General features: G+C 63.9%; 16 protein-coding genes. 12 read left to right on the top strand and 4 right to left on the bottom strand.

What is annotated here, in order from left to right; all coding sequences use genetic code 11:
• Nucleotides 1-36: 36 nt before the first annotated feature.
• The 5 genes from H8A92_RS00785 to H8A92_RS00765 are packed head-to-tail and all read left to right on the top strand — an operon-like array spanning nt 37 to nt 7,869.
• Nucleotides 37-2,907 (top strand): FAD-dependent oxidoreductase, encoded by a 2,871-nt coding sequence (locus tag H8A92_RS00785; protein ID WP_229193945.1) that lies wholly within the window; start codon nt 37-39, stop codon nt 2,905-2,907.
• 13 nt (nt 2,908-2,920) lie between these two features.
• A complete protein-coding gene (locus H8A92_RS00780) occupies nt 2,921-3,490 on the top strand; it encodes an aromatic-ring-hydroxylating dioxygenase subunit beta (protein ID WP_229193944.1) in 570 nt (189 codons plus the stop codon).
• Between the two features lie 55 nt (nt 3,491-3,545).
• Entirely contained in the window at nt 3,546-5,918 is a 2,373-nt protein-coding gene (locus H8A92_RS00775; RefSeq protein ID WP_229193943.1) for a xanthine dehydrogenase family protein molybdopterin-binding subunit, read from the top strand.
• Nucleotides 5,915-6,751 (top strand): FAD binding domain-containing protein, encoded by an 837-nt coding sequence (locus H8A92_RS00770; RefSeq protein ID WP_229193942.1) that lies wholly within the window; start codon nt 5,915-5,917, stop codon nt 6,749-6,751. The genes H8A92_RS00775 and H8A92_RS00770 overlap by 4 nt, the downstream gene beginning before the upstream one ends.
• Nucleotides 6,752-6,753: 2 nt before the next feature.
• Nucleotides 6,754-7,869: a xanthine dehydrogenase family Fe-S subunit gene (locus H8A92_RS00765; RefSeq protein ID WP_229193941.1), complete on the top strand. Its 1,116-nt coding sequence runs from the start codon at nt 6,754-6,756 to the stop codon at nt 7,867-7,869.
• Between the two features lie 54 nt (nt 7,870-7,923).
• On the opposite strand, the gene H8A92_RS00760 is transcribed toward H8A92_RS00765, so the two are convergent.
• Nucleotides 7,924-8,340, bottom strand: coding sequence for a hypothetical protein (locus H8A92_RS00760; RefSeq protein ID WP_229193940.1), 417 nt, complete (start codon nt 8,338-8,340; stop codon nt 7,924-7,926).
• A 259-nt stretch (nt 8,341-8,599) separates the two neighbouring features.
• Between H8A92_RS00760 and H8A92_RS00755 the strand changes: the two genes are divergently transcribed.
• Nucleotides 8,600-8,818 carry a hypothetical protein gene (locus H8A92_RS00755; RefSeq protein WP_229193938.1) on the top strand — a complete coding sequence of 73 codons (219 nt, stop codon included), beginning with the start codon at nt 8,600-8,602 and terminating at the stop codon, nt 8,816-8,818.
• 23 nt (nt 8,819-8,841) lie between these two features.
• Here H8A92_RS00755 and H8A92_RS00750 read toward each other — a convergent pair whose 3' ends face one another.
• On the bottom strand, nt 8,842-9,081 hold the full coding sequence (locus tag H8A92_RS00750) for a hypothetical protein (RefSeq protein WP_229193937.1): 240 nt from the start codon (nt 9,079-9,081) through the stop codon (nt 8,842-8,844).
• A 163-nt stretch (nt 9,082-9,244) separates the two neighbouring features.
• Between H8A92_RS00750 and H8A92_RS00745 the strand changes: the two genes are divergently transcribed.
• On the top strand, nt 9,245-10,534 hold the full coding sequence (locus H8A92_RS00745; protein ID WP_229193936.1) for a c-type cytochrome: 1,290 nt from the start codon (nt 9,245-9,247) through the stop codon (nt 10,532-10,534).
• 10 nt (nt 10,535-10,544) lie between these two features.
• On the opposite strand, the gene H8A92_RS00740 is transcribed toward H8A92_RS00745, so the two are convergent.
• Both H8A92_RS00740 and H8A92_RS00735 read right to left on the bottom strand, forming a co-directional pair.
• Nucleotides 10,545-10,847: a hypothetical protein gene (locus tag H8A92_RS00740; protein WP_229193934.1), complete on the bottom strand. Its 303-nt coding sequence runs from the start codon at nt 10,845-10,847 to the stop codon at nt 10,545-10,547.
• A 52-nt stretch (nt 10,848-10,899) separates the two neighbouring features.
• On the bottom strand, nt 10,900-12,870 hold the full coding sequence (locus tag H8A92_RS00735) for a 4Fe-4S binding protein (RefSeq protein WP_229194051.1): 1,971 nt from the start codon (nt 12,868-12,870) through the stop codon (nt 10,900-10,902).
• On the opposite strand from H8A92_RS00735, the gene H8A92_RS00730 reads away from it, so the two are divergent.
• Genes H8A92_RS00730 through H8A92_RS00710 form a run of 5 tightly spaced genes read left to right on the top strand, consistent with a single transcriptional unit; the run spans nt 12,757 to nt 16,493 of the window.
• A complete protein-coding gene (locus H8A92_RS00730) occupies nt 12,757-13,788 on the top strand; it encodes a biotin/lipoate--protein ligase family protein (RefSeq protein WP_338026486.1) in 1,032 nt (343 codons plus the stop codon). The genes H8A92_RS00735 and H8A92_RS00730 overlap by 114 nt on opposite strands.
• Nucleotides 13,785-14,324: a DUF6505 family protein gene (locus H8A92_RS00725; protein WP_229193930.1), complete on the top strand. Its 540-nt coding sequence runs from the start codon at nt 13,785-13,787 to the stop codon at nt 14,322-14,324. The genes H8A92_RS00730 and H8A92_RS00725 overlap by 4 nt, the downstream gene beginning before the upstream one ends.
• The gene (locus tag H8A92_RS00720; RefSeq protein ID WP_229193928.1) at nt 14,321-15,328 is read left to right on the top strand and encodes a DUF6352 family protein; all 1,008 of its coding nucleotides are present in this window, start codon (nt 14,321-14,323) and stop codon (nt 15,326-15,328) included. The genes H8A92_RS00725 and H8A92_RS00720 overlap by 4 nt, the downstream gene beginning before the upstream one ends.
• The gene (locus tag H8A92_RS00715; protein WP_229193927.1) at nt 15,325-15,840 is read left to right on the top strand and encodes a DUF3305 domain-containing protein; all 516 of its coding nucleotides are present in this window, start codon (nt 15,325-15,327) and stop codon (nt 15,838-15,840) included. The genes H8A92_RS00720 and H8A92_RS00715 overlap by 4 nt, the downstream gene beginning before the upstream one ends.
• Entirely contained in the window at nt 15,837-16,493 is a 657-nt protein-coding gene (locus H8A92_RS00710; protein ID WP_229193925.1) for a DUF3306 domain-containing protein, read from the top strand. The genes H8A92_RS00715 and H8A92_RS00710 overlap by 4 nt, the downstream gene beginning before the upstream one ends.
• The last annotated feature ends 57 nt before the right edge of the window (nt 16,494-16,550 follow it).

Here is a 16,550-nt window from a genome sequence, read left to right as displayed (position 1 = left end):
GGTCAGGACTGGAGAGTCTGCTGCGAGGATGAGACGATGAGTTGGCAGTTTGCGATCGCGCGGAGCGAACTCCGCGCCGAAGGCGTCACCGGCGTCGATATTGGCGGCGTCCCAGTGGCCTTGTATCGGCTTGGCGACGAGGTGTTTGCGACCCACGGCATTTGTACCCATGCGCTGGCGTTCCTCGCCGATGGCTATGTCGAGGACGGCAAGATCGAATGCCCGCTGCACCAGGGCCTGTTCGACATCCGCACCGGCGCCGCGCTTTGCGCGCCGCTGACCGAGCCCGTGAGAACCTATGCGGTGAAGATCGAGGGCGACTCGGTCTATGTCGACCTTGACGGCGCGGCGGCGGATGTCGCCAGCGAGGCCGCGCTTAACAGCGTGGTGCCGGCACCGTCGGTCAAGCGCGCGGTGATCGCCGGTGCGGGTCAGGCGTCCGCCGCAGCGATCCGCGCGCTGCGCGAGGCGGGGTTCATCGGCTCGATCGATCTGGTGGGGGCCGAGACACATCTGCCCTACGAACGGCCGCCGTTGTCGAAGGGCGTGCTGCTCGGCACCACGCAGCATGAGGCCTGCGCTCGCCTGCGTCCGGCCGATTTGACGGCGCTCGGCGTGACCGCTCATCTGCAGACCACAGTCGTCTCGATCGATGTCGCCAATCGCCTCGTTGCGCTGAGCAATGGGGAGACGCTTGCCTATGACGAACTGCTTATCGCCACCGGCGGTCGCGCCAGGGCTCTCGACATTCCAGGCGCCGATCTGCCCGGCGTGATGTCGCTACGCACTTATGAAGAGTCGCTGGCGCTCGGCGAAGCGCTCCGCCTTGCGAAAAAAGTCGCCATCGTCGGCGGCGGCTTCATCGGTCTGGAGTTGGCTTCCGCAGCCGTCGAACTCGGCTGTTCGATCGTCGTGCTCGAGCGCGAGCCGGAATTGATGTCGCGCGTGATGCCGGCGCCGCTCGGCCGCGCGTTCCGGAGCCTCGCCGAGACGCATGGCGTAGAAGTGCGAGTCTCGACCTCGGTCGAAGCCATCTCGCAGTCGGACGGCCGGCTCTCCGTGCGGACCAACCACGGAACGATCTCCGCCGATCTCGTTGTCATGGCCGTCGGCCTTGAGCCGGAGACGGCGCTTGCCGTGCAGGCCGGCTGCGATGTCCAGAACGGCGTCGTGGTCGATGCGGCTGGACGCACCAGCGTTGCTAATATCTGGGCCGCCGGTGATTGCGCCCTGCACCACGCCGAGGTCCGCGGTCGCCGAATCCGCCTGGAGAGCTGGCACAACGCCGAGCAACAAGGCGCTGCTGCCGGCCGCGCAATTGCGGGCGCCGCGGAGGCAGGCGAGCAGGCCGCTCTGCCGTGGTTCTGGACGGATCAGTTCGGCCTCAACATTCAGGTGCTGGGCATTCCGACAAGCGGGGATGCCGTGGCTCGGACCGGGGAGGATGCCGCCAAGGGCACGATCTACCGGACGTTCGAACCGGCAACACGGCGGCTGACCGGCCTGGTGGCGTTCTCGTTGCCGCCAGCGATCCGGGTTGGTCGCGCCGAGCTCGCGAGCGGTGTGCCGTTCGACCCGGCGCTCGTGGACGCAGTGATTTTGTCTCAGGATGAGAATTCGCAGGAGGAGATGATGAACTCTCTGATCAAGATGCCGGCTGCGTCCGGGCAAGCCGCCGCCGAGAAGACCTATCACTGGCCGGCCGCGGGCCTGACGCGCGTGCCCGACTGGGTCTACACCGATGAGTCGATCTACAAACGCGAGGTGGAGAAGATCTTCCACGGTCATTCTTGGAACTATGTCGCGCTGGAAGACGAAGTCCGCAACCCCGGCGACTTCATCCGCTCCAATGTCGGTCCGACCCCGGTGGTGGTGGCGCGCGCCGAGGACGGCTCGATCAACGTGTTCGAGAACCGCTGCTCGCACCGCGCCGCCGAGTTCTGCCGCGATCTGCGCGGTTCTGCCAAGGAATTCGTCTGCCCGTATCACCAGTGGTCGTACGACCTGAAGGGCAATCTTGCCGGCGTGCCGTTCCGCCGCGGAGTCAACGGCGCCGGCGGCATGCCGAAGGACTTCAAGACCTCCGAGCACGGGCTGAAGCGTCTCAACGTCACAACCCATCGCGGCGTGGTGTTCGCGTCCTATTGCGACGACATGGAGCAGCTCACCGATTATCTCGGCCCCGAAGTGCTGGCCGAATTCGAAGCGACCTTCGACGGCCGCAAGCCGCGCGTGCTCGGTCACTATCGCCACAGCCTGCCGGGCAATTGGAAGCTCTACCACGAGAACCTCAAGGACCCGTACCACGCCACGCTGCTGCACACCTTCCTGGTGACGTTCGGGCTGCTGGTGGCTGGTAACAAGTCGCTGATGCTGGCCGACGCGTCGGGTCGGCACGGCGTCATGGCGTCGGCCAAGTCCGACACCACCAATTTGGCGGCGGACACCAAGAGGGAGATGCGGGCCTACAAGGAAGGCATGTCGCTGTCCGATCCGCGCTTCATGAAATTCGTCGACGAGTTCAACAGCCCGTGGTCGGTGACGATGATCACCGTGTGGCCGAACCTCATCGTCCAGCGCGAGATGAACACCCTGGGTATCCGCCAGATCGTGCCGACCGGCCCCAACGAGTTCATCATGAAGTGGACGATGTTCGGCTTCGAAGACGACGATGAAGAGATGACCCGTCATCGCCTGCGCCAAGGCAATCTGATGGGGCCGGCCGGCTTCCTCGGGCTTGAAGACAACGAGGCGATCAAGTTCGTGCAGGACGGCATGATCTCGGTGCCGGACGGCGAGCACGTCATCGAGCTCGATCCCGGCAACGACGGCACCTCGGATACGCTGATCTCCGAAGCCGCGATCCGCGGAATGTATCGCTACTGGCGCGAAGTGATGGAGCTCTGAGCGCGCTGCTGATGTGGCCGCTCAAGTAACCCGCCTGAGGATGACGAACATGTCTCTTGCCTTAGAAATCAGACCCCACCCCACCGATGACCGAGACGCTCAGATCGAGCGGCTGTTGCTGCGCGCCGAAGTCGACGATTTCAACGCCGCCTACGCGGCCGCCCTCGATGCCCAGCGTCTGGTCGATTGGAGCGAGATGTTCACCGAAGACGCCAGCTATGTCGTCCTGTCGCGTGAGAATCACGACAGCGGTCTGCCGGTCGGGCTGATCTATTGCGAAGGCCGGCCAATGATCTTCGATCGGGCGTTCGCGCTGGAAAAGACCGCGATGTTCGCGCCGCGCTATTTGCGGCACATCGTCAGCAACACGCAGGTTCTCGGCGTCGAGCCCGACGGCGCCATCCGGGCGCGGGCGAACTACGTGGTGCTGCAGGTGCTGTTCGATCGACCGGATGCGACGCTGCATCAGGTCGGCGTCTATCACGACGTGTTCAGGCGGGAACCGGACGGCTTGCGTCTCGCCAAGCGCCACTGCGTGTACGATAATCTCTTGGTGCCGAACGCGCTGTGCCTGCCGGTTTGAATCGCTGCGCTGCTCGTTCGCGGGCGCTACCAGGGTCGAAGAATAGGGAGTCGAAATGAGCGGCAGCTCGGTCAACGGCGAGGGGATCGGTGCGCGCGCGCTTCGCAAGGAAGACGCGCGGCATCTTCATGGCCGCGGCCAGTTCGTCGGGGACCTGGCGATGGCCGGCCTGCAGGACGTCGCTTTCCTGCGCAGCCCGGTGGCGCACGCCGTTATCCTGTCGCGCAGCAAGCCGTCCCGCTCCGATGGCGCCATCTTTTTCCATGACGACCTGACGGGCGCGTTGCCGATCGTCACCCGCTCGTCGATCCCCGGATATAAAGTATCGGACTATCCGGTGCTGGCGCGTGAGCGCGTCCGGTTCGTCGGCGAGCCAGTGGCGATGTGCGTCGCCGCGAGCCGCGCACTGGCCGAAGACCTCACGGAAACCATCGACGTTCAATACGACGAGCTTCCGGCAATCATGTCGTGCGATTCCGGCCGCGCGGCCGGCGCGGCGCTGCTGCATCCGCAGTGGGGCGATAATCTCTTCCTCGAAACCTCGTTCGACAGCGGGCTCGATCCGGCCGTCGCCGATGCGCCCATCAAAGTCGAGCTCGACATCTCGACGGCGCGCCAGACGATGCATCCGCTCGAAGGCAAGGGCGTGGTGGCGCACTGGGATCATCGGGCCGCCCAGCTCGTGGTGCACACGTCGACGCAAGTGCCACATCTGATCCGGGCCGGTCTCGCGGAATGCCTGGGTCTGCCGCAGGCGATGGTTCGTATTATCGCGCCGGACGTCGGTGGCGGCTTCGGCTACAAATGCCTGCTACAGCCCGAAGAGGTCGCGGTCGCCTGGCTGGCGCTGTCTTACAAGACGCCGTTTCGCTGGATCGAGGACCGCCGCGAACATCTGGTCGCCGGCGCCAATGCGCGCCAGCATCAGTATCACATCAAGGCTTATGCGGATCAGCAGGGCCGGCTGCTCGGCATGGACGCTGAAGTCTCGGTGGATGTCGGCGCATATTCGGTGTGGCCTTTCACCGCCTGCCTCGAGGCCGCGCAGGCCGGCGGAAATCTGCCGGGGCCTTATCATCTCACGGCGTATCGGGTGCAGACCTACTCGGTCGCAACCAATAAGCCGCCCTTCGCGCCGTATCGCGGCGTCGCCCGTCCAGGCGTGTGCTTCGCGATGGAGCAGGTGATCGACGCCATCGCCAAGGCAGTCGGCCGCGAGGCGTGGGAAGTTCGCGCCGAGAATCTGGTCCCCGGTTCGGCGATGCCATACACCAACATCACCAACAAGCATTACGATTCCGGCGACTACCCGGCGGCGTTGCTGAGCGCCAAGGAGATGATCGGGCTTGATGCCTTCCGGGCCGGCGCGCGGCGAGACGCACGCGGCCGCTATCTCGGCATCGGCTTCGCCAGCTACACCGAGCAGTCCGCGCACGGCACCAAGGTTTTTGCCGCCTGGGGCCTGCCGTTTGTGCCGGGTTATGATCAGGCGTTCGTCAAGCTGACGCCGGATGGCGCGCTGGAGGTCCGTTCCGGCATTCACACGATTGGCCAGGGCCTAGAAACGACGCTGGCGCAGGTCGCTTGTGAAGTTACGGGCGTGCCGCTGCGCGACATTCGGGTCACGCTCGGCGACACCGCGACGACGCCGTTCTCGACTGGCGCCTATGCATCGCGCGGCATCGTCATGGCGGGCGGCGCGGTGGGGCGCGCCGGCGAGGTGGTGGCATCGCGCATCAAGGCGATCGCCGCGCATCTGCTGCAGGTCGCGCCGGACGCGGTCACGTTCCGTGACGGCCGAATCTATGCAGGTAACGCCAGCCTGTCCTACGCGGATGTCGGCCGGGCCTGGTACTTCCGGCCAGAGCAGCTTCCGGAAGATGTGGACCGCGGCGGGCTGGAGGCGACCGAAGGCTATAAACCGGATGTCGATGGCGGACTGTTCTCTTACGCCAGCCATGCCGTGCAAGTCGCCGTCGATGCAGAGACCGGCCTGGTCGAAATCCTCGACTATGTCATCGTCGAAGATTGCGGCCGCATGGTCAATCCGATGATCGTGGAGGGTCAGACCTACGGCGGTGCCGCGCAGGGTGTCGGCACCGCGTTGTTCGAGGAGAGCCCGTACGATGCCAACGGCCAGCCGCTGGCGTCGACGCTGATCGATTATCTGCTGCCGGGGCCGGTCGAGCTACCGAAGTTCCGCATCGCGCATCGCGAGACGCTGTCGCCCTACACCAAGTTCGGCATCAAGGGGGTCGGCGAGGGCGGGGCGATTGCGCCGCCGGCCGCGATCATCAACGCCATCAACGATGCGCTGGCGCCGTTGCATGCCCAGGTGCGCGACGCGCCGGCATCGCCGAAGCGCGTGCTGGCGGCGATCGAAGCCGCCAAAGGCCATGTCGGCGCGCTGGCCGGGGCCGACGCATGAAGCCGGCTGCTTTCGATTATGTCCGTGTCCGCTCGGTGCGCGAAGCGGTGGACCTTCTCGCGGCCAAGGATGATGCCAAGATCCTCGCAGGCGGCCAGTCGCTGACGCCGATGCTGAACCTGCGGTTGGCTCGCTCACAGTTGCTGATCGACATCAAACGCGCCGAAGGGCTGCGGTCGCTTGCGGCCGATGACTCGGTAGTGGCGATCGGCGTCGGCTGGACTCACGCGGAGATCGAAGACGGCGTATTCGAAGATCCGACTCGCGGCTTGATGCGGCACGTCGCGCGTGGCATCGCCTATCGGGCGGTGCGCAATCGCGGTACCATCGGCGGCAGCCTGGCCCACGCCGATCCCGCGGCCGATTGGGTATCCACCATGGCGGTGCTCGGTGCGACGCTGGTCTGCGAAGGCGCGGGCGGCAAGCGGCGGCATGTCGCCGCGGATAGTTTCCTGCAGGGCGCGTTTCTGACGCAGCTTGCTTCGGATGAAGTGCTGGTTGCGGTCGAGGTGCCCCGGCTCTCGGCGCAGGCGCGCTGGGGCTACTACAAAATCTGCCGCAAGGCGGGCGAGTTCGCCCATGCGCTCGGCGCTGTGATCCACGATCCGGCCCGGAATATATGCCGCATCGTCGTCGGCGCAACCGATGGCCCGCCGAAGTTGCTGCCCGGGACCGCAGCGGCGCTGGCCGCCGATCCCATGTCCGAAGCTCTTGACGGTCTCGATCAGGAGATCATCGCCGCTCTGCCCGAGCACGAACCGGCAGCCCGGCGCCTACACGCGACAGCCGTCCGCCGCGCCATCGCGGCGATGTCCACCAGAATGGATCACTGAAAATGGCGACGCTTTCGCTTTCGATCAACGGCCGCAGCGTCACCGCCGAGGTCGAGCCACGGACTCATCTGGCCGATTTCCTGCGCAGCGATCAGCATCTCACAGGCACCCATCTCGGCTGCGAGCAGGGCGTGTGCGGTGCCTGCACGGTGCTGATCGACGGCAAGCCGCAGCGCGCCTGTTTGACTTTCGCGATCGATTGCGATGGCGCTGACGTGCGCAGCATCGAGGGCTTCGAGAACGATCTTTTGATGAACGAACTGCGTGCGGCATTTAGTAAGTTTCACGCGCTGCAGTGCGGCTTCTGCACGCCCGGAATGCTTGCCAGCGCGCGCGACATCGTCAGCCGTCTGGGCGAAGTCTCCGAAAAGCGCATCCGTCTGGAGCTGTCCGGCAACATCTGCCGCTGCACCGGCTATGTCGGCATCGTCGAGGCGATCCGCAGCGTTTCGCTGGGCAAAGCACCAGAATCTTTCGCCGTGGCCGCCGCCGCGACACGCCTGGAGCGATTGGGCGCCGACGTGGTCATTCGTTCTACCGAAACGGCGCCGACAAGCCAGCTAGGCCGGAGCAAGGGCGAGGGCGGTTCGCTCGAAGAGCGGATCGTCATCAACGCCCCGCCCGAAGAGGTGTGGGGCGCGCTCTCCGATCTGCGGCGTGTGGCGCCTTGCGTTCCAGGCGCCGAGATCACTGAAATCGATGGCGAACTCATCAAGGGCCGCGTCAAGATGGCGCTCGGGCCAATCAAGCCGTCCTTCCGCGGCGAAGCGCGCGTGTCGCTGAACCCGGCCGCGCGCGAAGGCAAGATGACCGGCCTCGGGCGCGACAAGGGCACTGGGTCGTCGGCTGAAGGCGAGGCGAGCTGGCGCGTGATCGAAGGGCCGGCGAACGGTTCTGTCGTCGTCGTCTCCATGAACTGGCGACTGACCGGCATGCTGTCGCAGTTCAACCGCTCCAGCATCGTTCGTGACGTCGTGCGCGGCCTTGCAACCGCTTTCGCGGCTAATCTCGAGGCCATGTTGAAGGGCGACGCACCGCCGCCAAGCGAACCTGAGAGCCTGAACGTTCTGCAACTGATCTGGTCGATGATCAGGCAGCGCCTGTTCGGCAGGTCGTAGGCGGCGGTCGGCACGCCCAGCGGCTCGCCGAGTGCAGCGACGGCCATTAAGCGGCTAAGTCTCCGAGATGATATCGACGATTGTGTTTTTCATGCCGTTCACGATCGGCACCTGATTCTTCATCTTCACGTACATGCAGCCACGCAGCTCAGGCATTTGCGAGAGAACTGGTGTCGGCAACGATTGAGCCTTAACTCCCTTTGGAATCTTGGCGCCAACGGCAGGAGTGAAGTCCTCGGCGGATTTGGTGGCTGCCAGCCGGAATTCCACCTCGTTGTGTTCGGTCAGCGCGGCCTTGCGAATCTGCTCACGCTGAGAGGTTGAGAGCTTGAGTTTCGGTAACGATGGAGTCTGCGACACCTTGGTGCCGTTGCTCAGTTCAACCGCGCCTTGTGCATTCTGTTGCGCCGACGAAAGCGCAGTGCCGCCGAGCATGATCGCCAGTGCGGCGACGATGGTGGGACTCCTCATGGGCTTCGTCCTTCTGCGGATGCTCTGCCCCTGGAAAGTAATGGAGAGATTTTTCCTCCGTTCCTGACGAGCCTTCGCTGGGCGAGCATTTTACCCGCGATCGGCCTCCGGTTCCAGATCGGGAACCGGCGCGTGCGCGCAACTCAACATCGCGAGAGCTGTGAGGCGGTTCACACCGCGGTGTCCTGCTTGGCGCTAGTCAGAGCGCTGCAGGATATCGCTGCACGATATTGCTCGATTTCAAAGCGGGAGATTTCGCATGAAGCTTCTGATCGTTGCTTCTTTCACCGCCGCCGTCGGTCTGCTTGCTGCTCTGACCGGCATCTCGCGATCACACTCCGACTTGACGACCGGGCATGCCGGTACAGCAAGCACGTCGATATTGCATGACATGCAAAGCGCCCGCAGCATGGACAGTTTGCCGGCCGAGGACTTCGAGGATCGGTCACTGGTGTATCCCAGGGAAACCAGGCGCTGATTGGAAACGACGCACGGCAAGCTTTATGGGCCCCAAAAAGCAGCCGGGACGAACTGATCGCCCGCCATCAAACCAAGCGATTGCAGTTCACCTCGATGAGCGTCTATTTCAAGAATGGCGAGGAGGAGCGCCAGCACGATCGCGGCAAAGATGAGCGCCGGCGATGCTTTGGCGGGCACACGCTCAGGGCGTGGCGGAATCGCATTGCGAAGCAATCGCCATAGAGAGATGAGATGCAGATACGTTTTTGGTCGTATTTGCATAACGTCATCCTTGACGTGTCACGATCGAGCATAGGATCAGGCTATATCCGGTTCAAGCTGACAACGCCCGTTGCGGCATTGCGTAGCAGGTGCATCTTGTCTCCTGCGATGCAGCATTGAAGCAGGCAACTGCTGCCAACTTTGACGAGAGTAGCGCGCGCGAATGGCCCATGGAACCGCCACGAGTCTGAGCACGACCGCCGCTCTGCTGGCGCTTCTTGTGGCGTCGGCGCAGGCGCAATTGGCAGGTCACGGCGGGCCGGTGCGGGCAATTGCGATCTCCGGCGATGGCAACAGCCTGCTGTCGGGCAGCTTCGACACCGCCGCGATTCGATGGTCGCTCAAGACAGAATCCGCCGAGCAGGTCCTGCGCTTCCATTCCGGTGCGGTGAACGCGGTTGCTTTCCTGAAGGATGGGCGAATGGTGACCGCCGGAGCGGATGCGAAGGTCGCGATCTGGACGCTCGGCAGGCAGCAGCCGGACCAGGTTTTCGAGGGCCATACCGCACCGGTCGTTTCACTCGCCATCTCGCCGGACGGCGCAAGGCTGGCTTCTGCCTCCTGGGACCACACGGTTCGCGTCTGGTCTCTGGACGACGGCGCCCAACAGGTGCTGGAAGGGCATACGCAGCAGGTTAATGGCGTCGCATTCACACCCGATGGACGATATCTGGCAAGCGTCGGATACGATCGCGAACTGAGGATATGGCCATTGGCGGGCGGCACTCCAAACGTCATTGCGCTGGAATCACCCCTCAACGCCGCGGCAGCCGCGCCTGACGGCGAGATCGTCGCGGGCGGTGCCGATGGGAAGCTGCACTTTCTGACGACGGAGGGCCACGAGAGCGGCGAGGTGCAAGCCGGGCAGAGGCCTATTGTCGCGCTGGCAGTCTCTCCGGACGGCACGTCGGTGGCGGCTGCGGGAATTGGCGGCAGCGTTGCCTTGATCGATCGCAAAGCGCGGACCATCGCGCAAACGCTGGCCGATTCCGGTTCGCCCGTGTGGGCGGTCGCGTTCTTGCCGGACAGCGCAACATTGCTGACCGGCGGCGCCGACGGTAAGATTCGGCGTTGGAACGCGCGGACCGGCGCTGTCATCGGCGCATCGCAAGCCCAGCCGAGCGATCCGCTTGCCGGCTATGCCGGAGATCACGGCGCCGAGGTGTTCAGGGCGTGCGTCGCCTGTCACACCCTGTCAGGGAAGGACGCGCAACGCGCCGGCCCCACGCTTGCGGGCCTCTATGGGCGCAGGATTGCGTCACTGCCCGGCTATCGCTTCTCGGACGCCCTCAAGGGCATGAACATCATATGGACGCCCGAGACGGTGTCGAAATTGTTCGAACTCGGTCCGAACACCTATACGCCCGGCACAAAAATGCCGGAGCAACGGATTGGATCTGCGGAGGATCGCAAGGCCCTGACCGATTTTCTCGGGCGCGCGACATCGAAATGACGCCGAAGGTCTAGTACCCGGGCCATCGCTCGACCGGAAGATCCGTTAAATCCGGACGGTTCCTGAGCACGGTGGAGACGTCCATGTTGGGATGTTCCTTCATTGCCTCCGTGACGCAATTGTTGACGTATTTCCTGCGCGACAGCCACTTGATCTTCCTGCCGTTCGCTTCCGCCTTGCAGGCAACGATCGCCCGCTTGAGGGCGACCTTGTCGGCCCTCGATACGGCAGCCGCTGCCGGCACGGTCTGCATTGCAATGGCACCAACAAACAGCGCGGTCGCGAAGATGCTTGCGTTTGTGCAATGAAACATAACGCACTCCCCATTTGTTGCTTATCGATTGATTGCTTGTTCGTGATTCCGGCTAATCCTTGTTTTCTCGCTGGCGTAAATAATCATCCGTCGTCCGGGGCGGAGCGCGTTCCGGAATGTCGTTGAACGGATCGAACTGCTGCTCGCTCATGACGACGACGCGACAGTCGGCGCACATCCTCACCACGTCCAGCCGCTTGTCGCCCGTGGGATACATCCAGTGCCGGCCCTCGAGCTTCGCCGCGATCTTCTCGATCGTGCTCTTCACGCCGAAGGGCGTGCCGCAGCGAATGCAAAGCGCCGGCTCTTCTTCCTTGATGATCCGGGCTGGAGCGGTGGTGGCGCGGAAGTCGATCTGCGGCTTCAAGGTGATGACCTTTTCCGGGCAGGTTCTCTGGCACAATCCACATTGCACGCAGGCATCTTCGACGAATTTGAGCACGGGACGCTCGGGATCGTCGCGGAGGGCGCCGGTGGGGCAGGCCGAAACGCAGGCCAGGCACAGGGTGCAGCCATCCACGTTGACACTGATCGCCCCGAGCGGCGCGCCTTCCGGCAGGGCAATCACGTCAGTCGGGGCAGGCGCAACGCGATGCAACTCGCGAAGAGCGAAACGAAGCAAGTCGCGCCGCTTGCCTACCGTCTTGAAGGTTGCAGGAGCTTCCACGACCGGCGCGGGCTCGATGGCCCGCAGCACGTCCCCCAGTGCATCCGGATCGTCCGTTTCGATCGTCGAGACGCGGTTGCCGGAAAATCCAAGTCCGGAAACGATCGCATCGGCCATCGCTATGGTTTGGCGAAGACCGGCGATGTCGTGCCGCGGTTTGGCTCGCAGCAGGAAACGGATTGCCGCCGCGCCATAGGCAAAGGAGGTTGCAATCGCTTCGAGGCCGACCTGCGTCACCTCGTTGACGGTGAACGGCAGCACGTTGGCAGGAAGCCCGTCGCCGTGGCGGGCGAGAGCATCAATCAGCGCAGTGCCATGTTGGCCGTCGTGAAACAGGATCACCGCATTCGAGCCACCGGCTTCACGATAGGTCAGCAGCGTCGCGCGCAATTTGTGAAGCAGGACGTCGGCCGGCGGCAAGGCGTAGGTCGCTGCTCCCGTCGGACAGGCAGCGGCGCACTGCCCGCAACCGGCGCAGACCTCCGCATTGATCCTGACGTGGTCGCCATCCGGGGTGATCGCTCCGGTCGGGCAAAGATCGAGGCATCGATGGCAACCCGTCAATTTCGACCGAGAATGGACGCATATCTCGGGGGTAAAATTGACGTATTTGGGTTTGTCGAAGGTACCGACGAGGTCCCGCGCCCTCAGCACGGCACGCAGCATCGCAGCCGGATCTCGCGGGTCGGCGCGGAGATAGCCGTCGCGCAGCTCATGGGCGGAGAAAAGTGGCGTTCCCCCGGAGAGATCGAGGACGATGTCGCAGCGCGATGTCAGGTCGTTGCGCGGAGCTTCGAAGACGAGTGCGTTGCGCGAGGAGGGGCGCGGGGCCGCATAGTCATCGACCGTCAGCTCGAACGCTCCCAGATAGCCGCTGGCGTTGCGGATCGTTCCCTTGACGATTGGGAACGACGTCGTTGCCGGCGGCATGATCTGCGCCGGCCTTGTGATCATGACAGTCACGTCGAGATGCTCGGCAAGCAGTCGGCCGGCTTCGATTGCCACTTCGTCGCAGCCGTAGATCAGGACCACCCCTTCGCTCGACAGGGTGACAAACGGAAAATCGGGCGTAGCCTCCGACGCCGCTGCAAGCAGAGCTGCCATTTTTGGGCCCGCCTTCGCACCCTCCGCCGACCAGCCGGCCGTCTCCCGAAGGTTGACGAATTCCATCGCCCCGGCACGCTCCTTCGCTTCCTCGCCAAACAGCGCCGCCTCCTGGGTGCAGCCGACGATGAGTGGTCCATCCGCCTTCGCCGCGTTGCGAAAATAATCGAGCTCCGCACGGCAGAGCTGACGGAATCCGGCGATTTCGCTTTTGCGGCATCCGCGCCTGATCGCGCCCGTGTCGAGACGCATGGTGTCCTCGCACGAGCAGATCAGGATCGCTTTTTTCGGTTCGGACATGCGCAGCCGCTTATCTCACCGAGAGGCAGGGAACGATCGCGAGCAGACTCGCGTCAATCCTTCTGCTCGATTAGGTTATTCTCACGAGAAAGGAAAAGGAAGCTGGAGGTCCGACTGACACCGACAGCCCCCAGGCGCTCTGCGGTTTCGGAGCCCATCAATCTGCCTCCGCCATTCACGCTGGTGAGGCTGCGCGAAAGCCGTGACGCCTTTGCCCACGCAACCGATATCGCAAAGGCGAGTGGGGCAGGTACACTGACCTATGTGGGGCGGTTCGATCTTGCCGAATTCGCAATCGTGCTCGAACCGAGCGAGCCCTTGCGCACTGCGCGCCGCGCTTTCTACGCGGGGATGGTGGCGCTGACCGATGCATTGCGTGCCTATGCACCGCCGAACAGCGCGATCGTGATCGACTGGCCCGATACGATTCGTGTCGACGGTGGTCTTGTTGGCGGCGGACGGCTTGGCTGGCCGCCATCAGCGAAGGAGGACAAGCCTCCGCGCTGGCTGGTGTTCGGTGCCATGATCCGGACCGTTGCGATGACCGACACGGAAGCTGGCCTGTATCCGCTCGCTGCCGCACTGGATCAGGAGGGGTTCGGCGAGGCCGGCGCGGTTCAGGTCGCGGAAAGCTTTGCGCGGCATCTGATGCGTGCGCTGGACGGCTGGCAAACCGATGGATTCGACGGCATCGCACGCGAATTCCTGGGTCGACTGTCGCGTGAGCCGCAGATCACGCATCTGATAGCTGACAATGGCGACCTCATCACGCGCCGGATCGGGACGGAAGTGACCGTCCGGCAGGACCTGAGAAGAGGCTTAATGTCGCCCTCATGGCTCGATCCAAACCTCGGAGGGCCGCGCCTGTGAGACTCTTGCGCACCATCGCGCTCGATCCGTCCGACAGGTTCGTATTCGACGTGGCCGCGGAGCCCGGAGAATGGGCGGTTTCGGGCGCGTTCCGCTTTTGCGATCAGGATCCGGCGAAGCTGGGCGGCAAGGCCCGTTCGGCGTTTCGCAGCGGCTTTCTTGGAGTGCAGTCCTGGGGCTGGTCGACGCTGGCGCAAATCGTCCCTGCGTCAGAGAACGATTGCCGCGCGTTGGTGGAGCTCCTTGCACAACAGCTGGTGGAACAGTTTGGCGCGCCGGATCCTGCGACCGCGCACCTTGCTGCGGAGGAAGAGGTTGCTTTTGCGCAGTCACTCTGCGCCCATCCTGTCAGCACGCTGATCGCCGTTCATCGCTCGGCGAACGATGGCGAGGTCCGCGAGTCATTTCGCAGGTTGCGACTGCGGGAGGGGCAGCGTCACGGCAAAGCGTTCTCGTTCATGGAGGTCGAGGATGACCTCGAGCCCGACAGCGATCTAAACATTGCGAATATCGGCGCGGAGCCGTCACGGCGATGAGGGACTTCTGGATCGCTTGCGGCCACCACCTGCTCGATCGAAATGCGAGCGGCGGACTCGTTGTGACAGGACAATTTCTGAAGGCCTATTTCGTCCGTCCCGAGTTGATGCCACCGGACGATGCCTGCGACATCGAACGCAGGCTGCATCGGGAGCTACGCGCCGATCCGCGCCGGGCGGTTACCAAGGAAGAGGTTGCCGCAATCGCCGATGCGGATGCGCGGGAGAATTGGCAGTTCGTGCTGGCGTTCCGCGACCTCTTGCTACGCGAACCCACATTGGAAGCGGCCTATCTTGCGCTCGTTCGGTCAGGAACTATCAACCTGCCACCCCTGTTCCTGAACCAGCTCGTGCACGTCATTCTGCGCAACGCACTCCATGGCTGCGAGGATTCGTTCGTGTTACGTGCGGCCGAGTTGTTCTTCCGGCCTCAGCGGGTCGTGCCGCACGAGCAGTCGTTGCTGCTCGGTGACGAGGAAGTCATTGGCGGACGAAGCCCGACGCCGGTGTTGTCGCTGATCTCCATGTTGGGGGGCGCGACTGGAGCCGGGGTCGACGTCTTGGGCGATGCGAATGCCGATAGCTACTGGCATCGCAGTGATCAGTTCGATCTTGCGCTCGATTTCAGCACCGGGACACGGGGGCCGGCTGCCCTGGCGGATGTCATGAAACTCTGGATTTCTCATTTGCTCGGGGTTGACGTCGCAATCGAGCCGCTCAGCGCCCTGCGCGATGCGAAGCTCGCCTGGTATGTCGGGCTCGATGCCGAAGCCACTCGGATCGGCGACCGGCTGTGGCATGGCGAGACGCTCGATGACCGAACGATGGCACGCGTGCTGGCGTTATTCCGGGTGACTTTCGCTGATGCACATCTGGTCGTCGACGCCGTCGGGCGCGAGGACGTCTATCTGATACTGGCAATGAGCCCCGATCAGCTTGTGCGGATGAAACCGCAGAATCTGTTGACGGGACTGCCGATCAAACACCTGGAGGCTATGACGTGAGTTCCGCCGTCCTGCCGTTGTTGCGCATTCCGCTCGGCGTCGTGGTCGAGCGGGTAAGCGCGGAATCCCCGTGGATCGATTTTGTCTGGCGCGGCACCGGCGTGTTGCCGGATGAGCCCGACATGACGCCGTGGACCGTCTTACGGGAGCAGGAGGGAACGACGCTGTTTTATGCCGGGAGCGCGATGGTCGATCTCTATCGTTCGGAAGCAGCGCGCTACCGCGACAATCTCGCCAGCGGTGATCCCAGTGTCTGGATCATACTGGCGCCTTCCGACGGCGCCTGGCCTTATGTTGTTTCGGCAGTCACCGCCGACCCCGCGGAAGGAGAGGCATGCACCGAAGCCGGTACCAATCTGGTCGAGGCGGTGCCTATGCCGGAGGTGCTACGTCGGGCGATTGAAAATTTTGTTGCGCAGCACCACGTCGAGACGGAGTTCGTCAAGCGCGAGCGGCGACGCGCCGACCCGGAGGCGCTTGCGCGGCGTCACCACGAAGGTGAGCACGAATGAGTGACGAGCATTTTCTGGCGCGCTGGTCGCGTCGCAAGCAGGAGGCGAAGCCCGATTACGTCGAGCCGGCGCCGGAACAAGCTGTCGAGGCGGGCGCGCCGGCGCCGGCAGATCCTGTGCCGGCGGTGCCGGCTCTCGCCCAGCCGGATCTTTCGAACTTGCCGCCCATTGAATCGATTGATGCCGCCACCGACATCACGGCTTTCCTGCGCAAAGGCATTCCGCTGGAGTTGAGCCGGGCGGCGCTTCGTCGTGCCTGGAGTGCCGATCCCGCCATCCGCGATTTCGTGGGTTTGGCGGAGAACGCCTGGGACTTCAACGACCCGAACGCCATGTCCGGTTTCGGCCCATTGGACTATTCAGCCGAGCGGGTCGGCGCGCTCGCCCATCGCATCGTCGGGGGTGTGGCAGAGGCCGCCGAAAGCCTCGCCAACCCGTCCACGGAAGGGGCCGAAGAGGCGGCGCGACCGGCTGATCTGCAATCCGATTTTGGGCCGTCATCAGGCCCGGTGAAGGCAATCACCAATCCTCAACGGTTCGGGGAGCGCGCGGTCGAGGAATTACCGGCCGGTTCTGCTGCACCGCAACCGGCAGCTGCGCGTGACGAGACTTCCGTTCCGCGCCGCGCACATGGCGGTGCGCTGCCCCGGTAGACTGCGACGAAATGCGATAGCCTAAAGCTATGGCAGTTGATTGACCAAATCCCGCGG

Source organism: Bradyrhizobium acaciae, from assembly GCF_020889785.1.
GTDB lineage: Bacteria > Pseudomonadota > Alphaproteobacteria > Rhizobiales > Xanthobacteraceae > Bradyrhizobium > Bradyrhizobium acaciae.
The sequence above is the reverse complement of the archived record's forward strand: the minus strand, read 5'-3'. Positions and strand labels throughout refer to the sequence as shown.

Bases quoted from the DNA above. Each gene is read 5' to 3' on its own strand.
- H8A92_RS00765 (WP_229193941.1), top strand. From the start codon at position 6,754: ATGGCGACGCTTTCGCTTTCGATCAACGGCCGCAGCGTCACCGCCGAG.
- H8A92_RS00785 (WP_229193945.1), top strand. From the start codon at position 37: ATGAGTTGGCAGTTTGCGATCGCGCGGAGCGAACTCCGCGCCGAAGGC.
- H8A92_RS00770 (WP_229193942.1), top strand. From the start codon at position 5,915: ATGAAGCCGGCTGCTTTCGATTATGTCCGTGTCCGCTCGGTGCGCGAA.
- H8A92_RS00720 (WP_229193928.1), top strand. From the start codon at position 14,321: ATGAGGGACTTCTGGATCGCTTGCGGCCACCACCTGCTCGATCGAAAT.
- H8A92_RS00740 (WP_229193934.1), bottom strand. From the start codon at position 10,847: ATGTTTCATTGCACAAACGCAAGCATCTTCGCGACCGCGCTGTTTGTT.
- H8A92_RS00710 (WP_229193925.1), top strand. From the start codon at position 15,837: ATGAGTGACGAGCATTTTCTGGCGCGCTGGTCGCGTCGCAAGCAGGAG.
- H8A92_RS00745 (WP_229193936.1), top strand. From the start codon at position 9,245: ATGGCCCATGGAACCGCCACGAGTCTGAGCACGACCGCCGCTCTGCTG.
- H8A92_RS00775 (WP_229193943.1), top strand. From the start codon at position 3,546: ATGAGCGGCAGCTCGGTCAACGGCGAGGGGATCGGTGCGCGCGCGCTT.
- H8A92_RS00760 (WP_229193940.1), bottom strand. From the start codon at position 8,340: ATGAGGAGTCCCACCATCGTCGCCGCACTGGCGATCATGCTCGGCGGC.
- H8A92_RS00750 (WP_229193937.1), bottom strand. From the start codon at position 9,081: ATGCAAATACGACCAAAAACGTATCTGCATCTCATCTCTCTATGGCGA.
- H8A92_RS00735 (WP_229194051.1), bottom strand. From the start codon at position 12,870: ATGCGTCTCGACACGGGCGCGATCAGGCGCGGATGCCGCAAAAGCGAA.
- H8A92_RS00755 (WP_229193938.1), top strand. From the start codon at position 8,600: ATGAAGCTTCTGATCGTTGCTTCTTTCACCGCCGCCGTCGGTCTGCTT.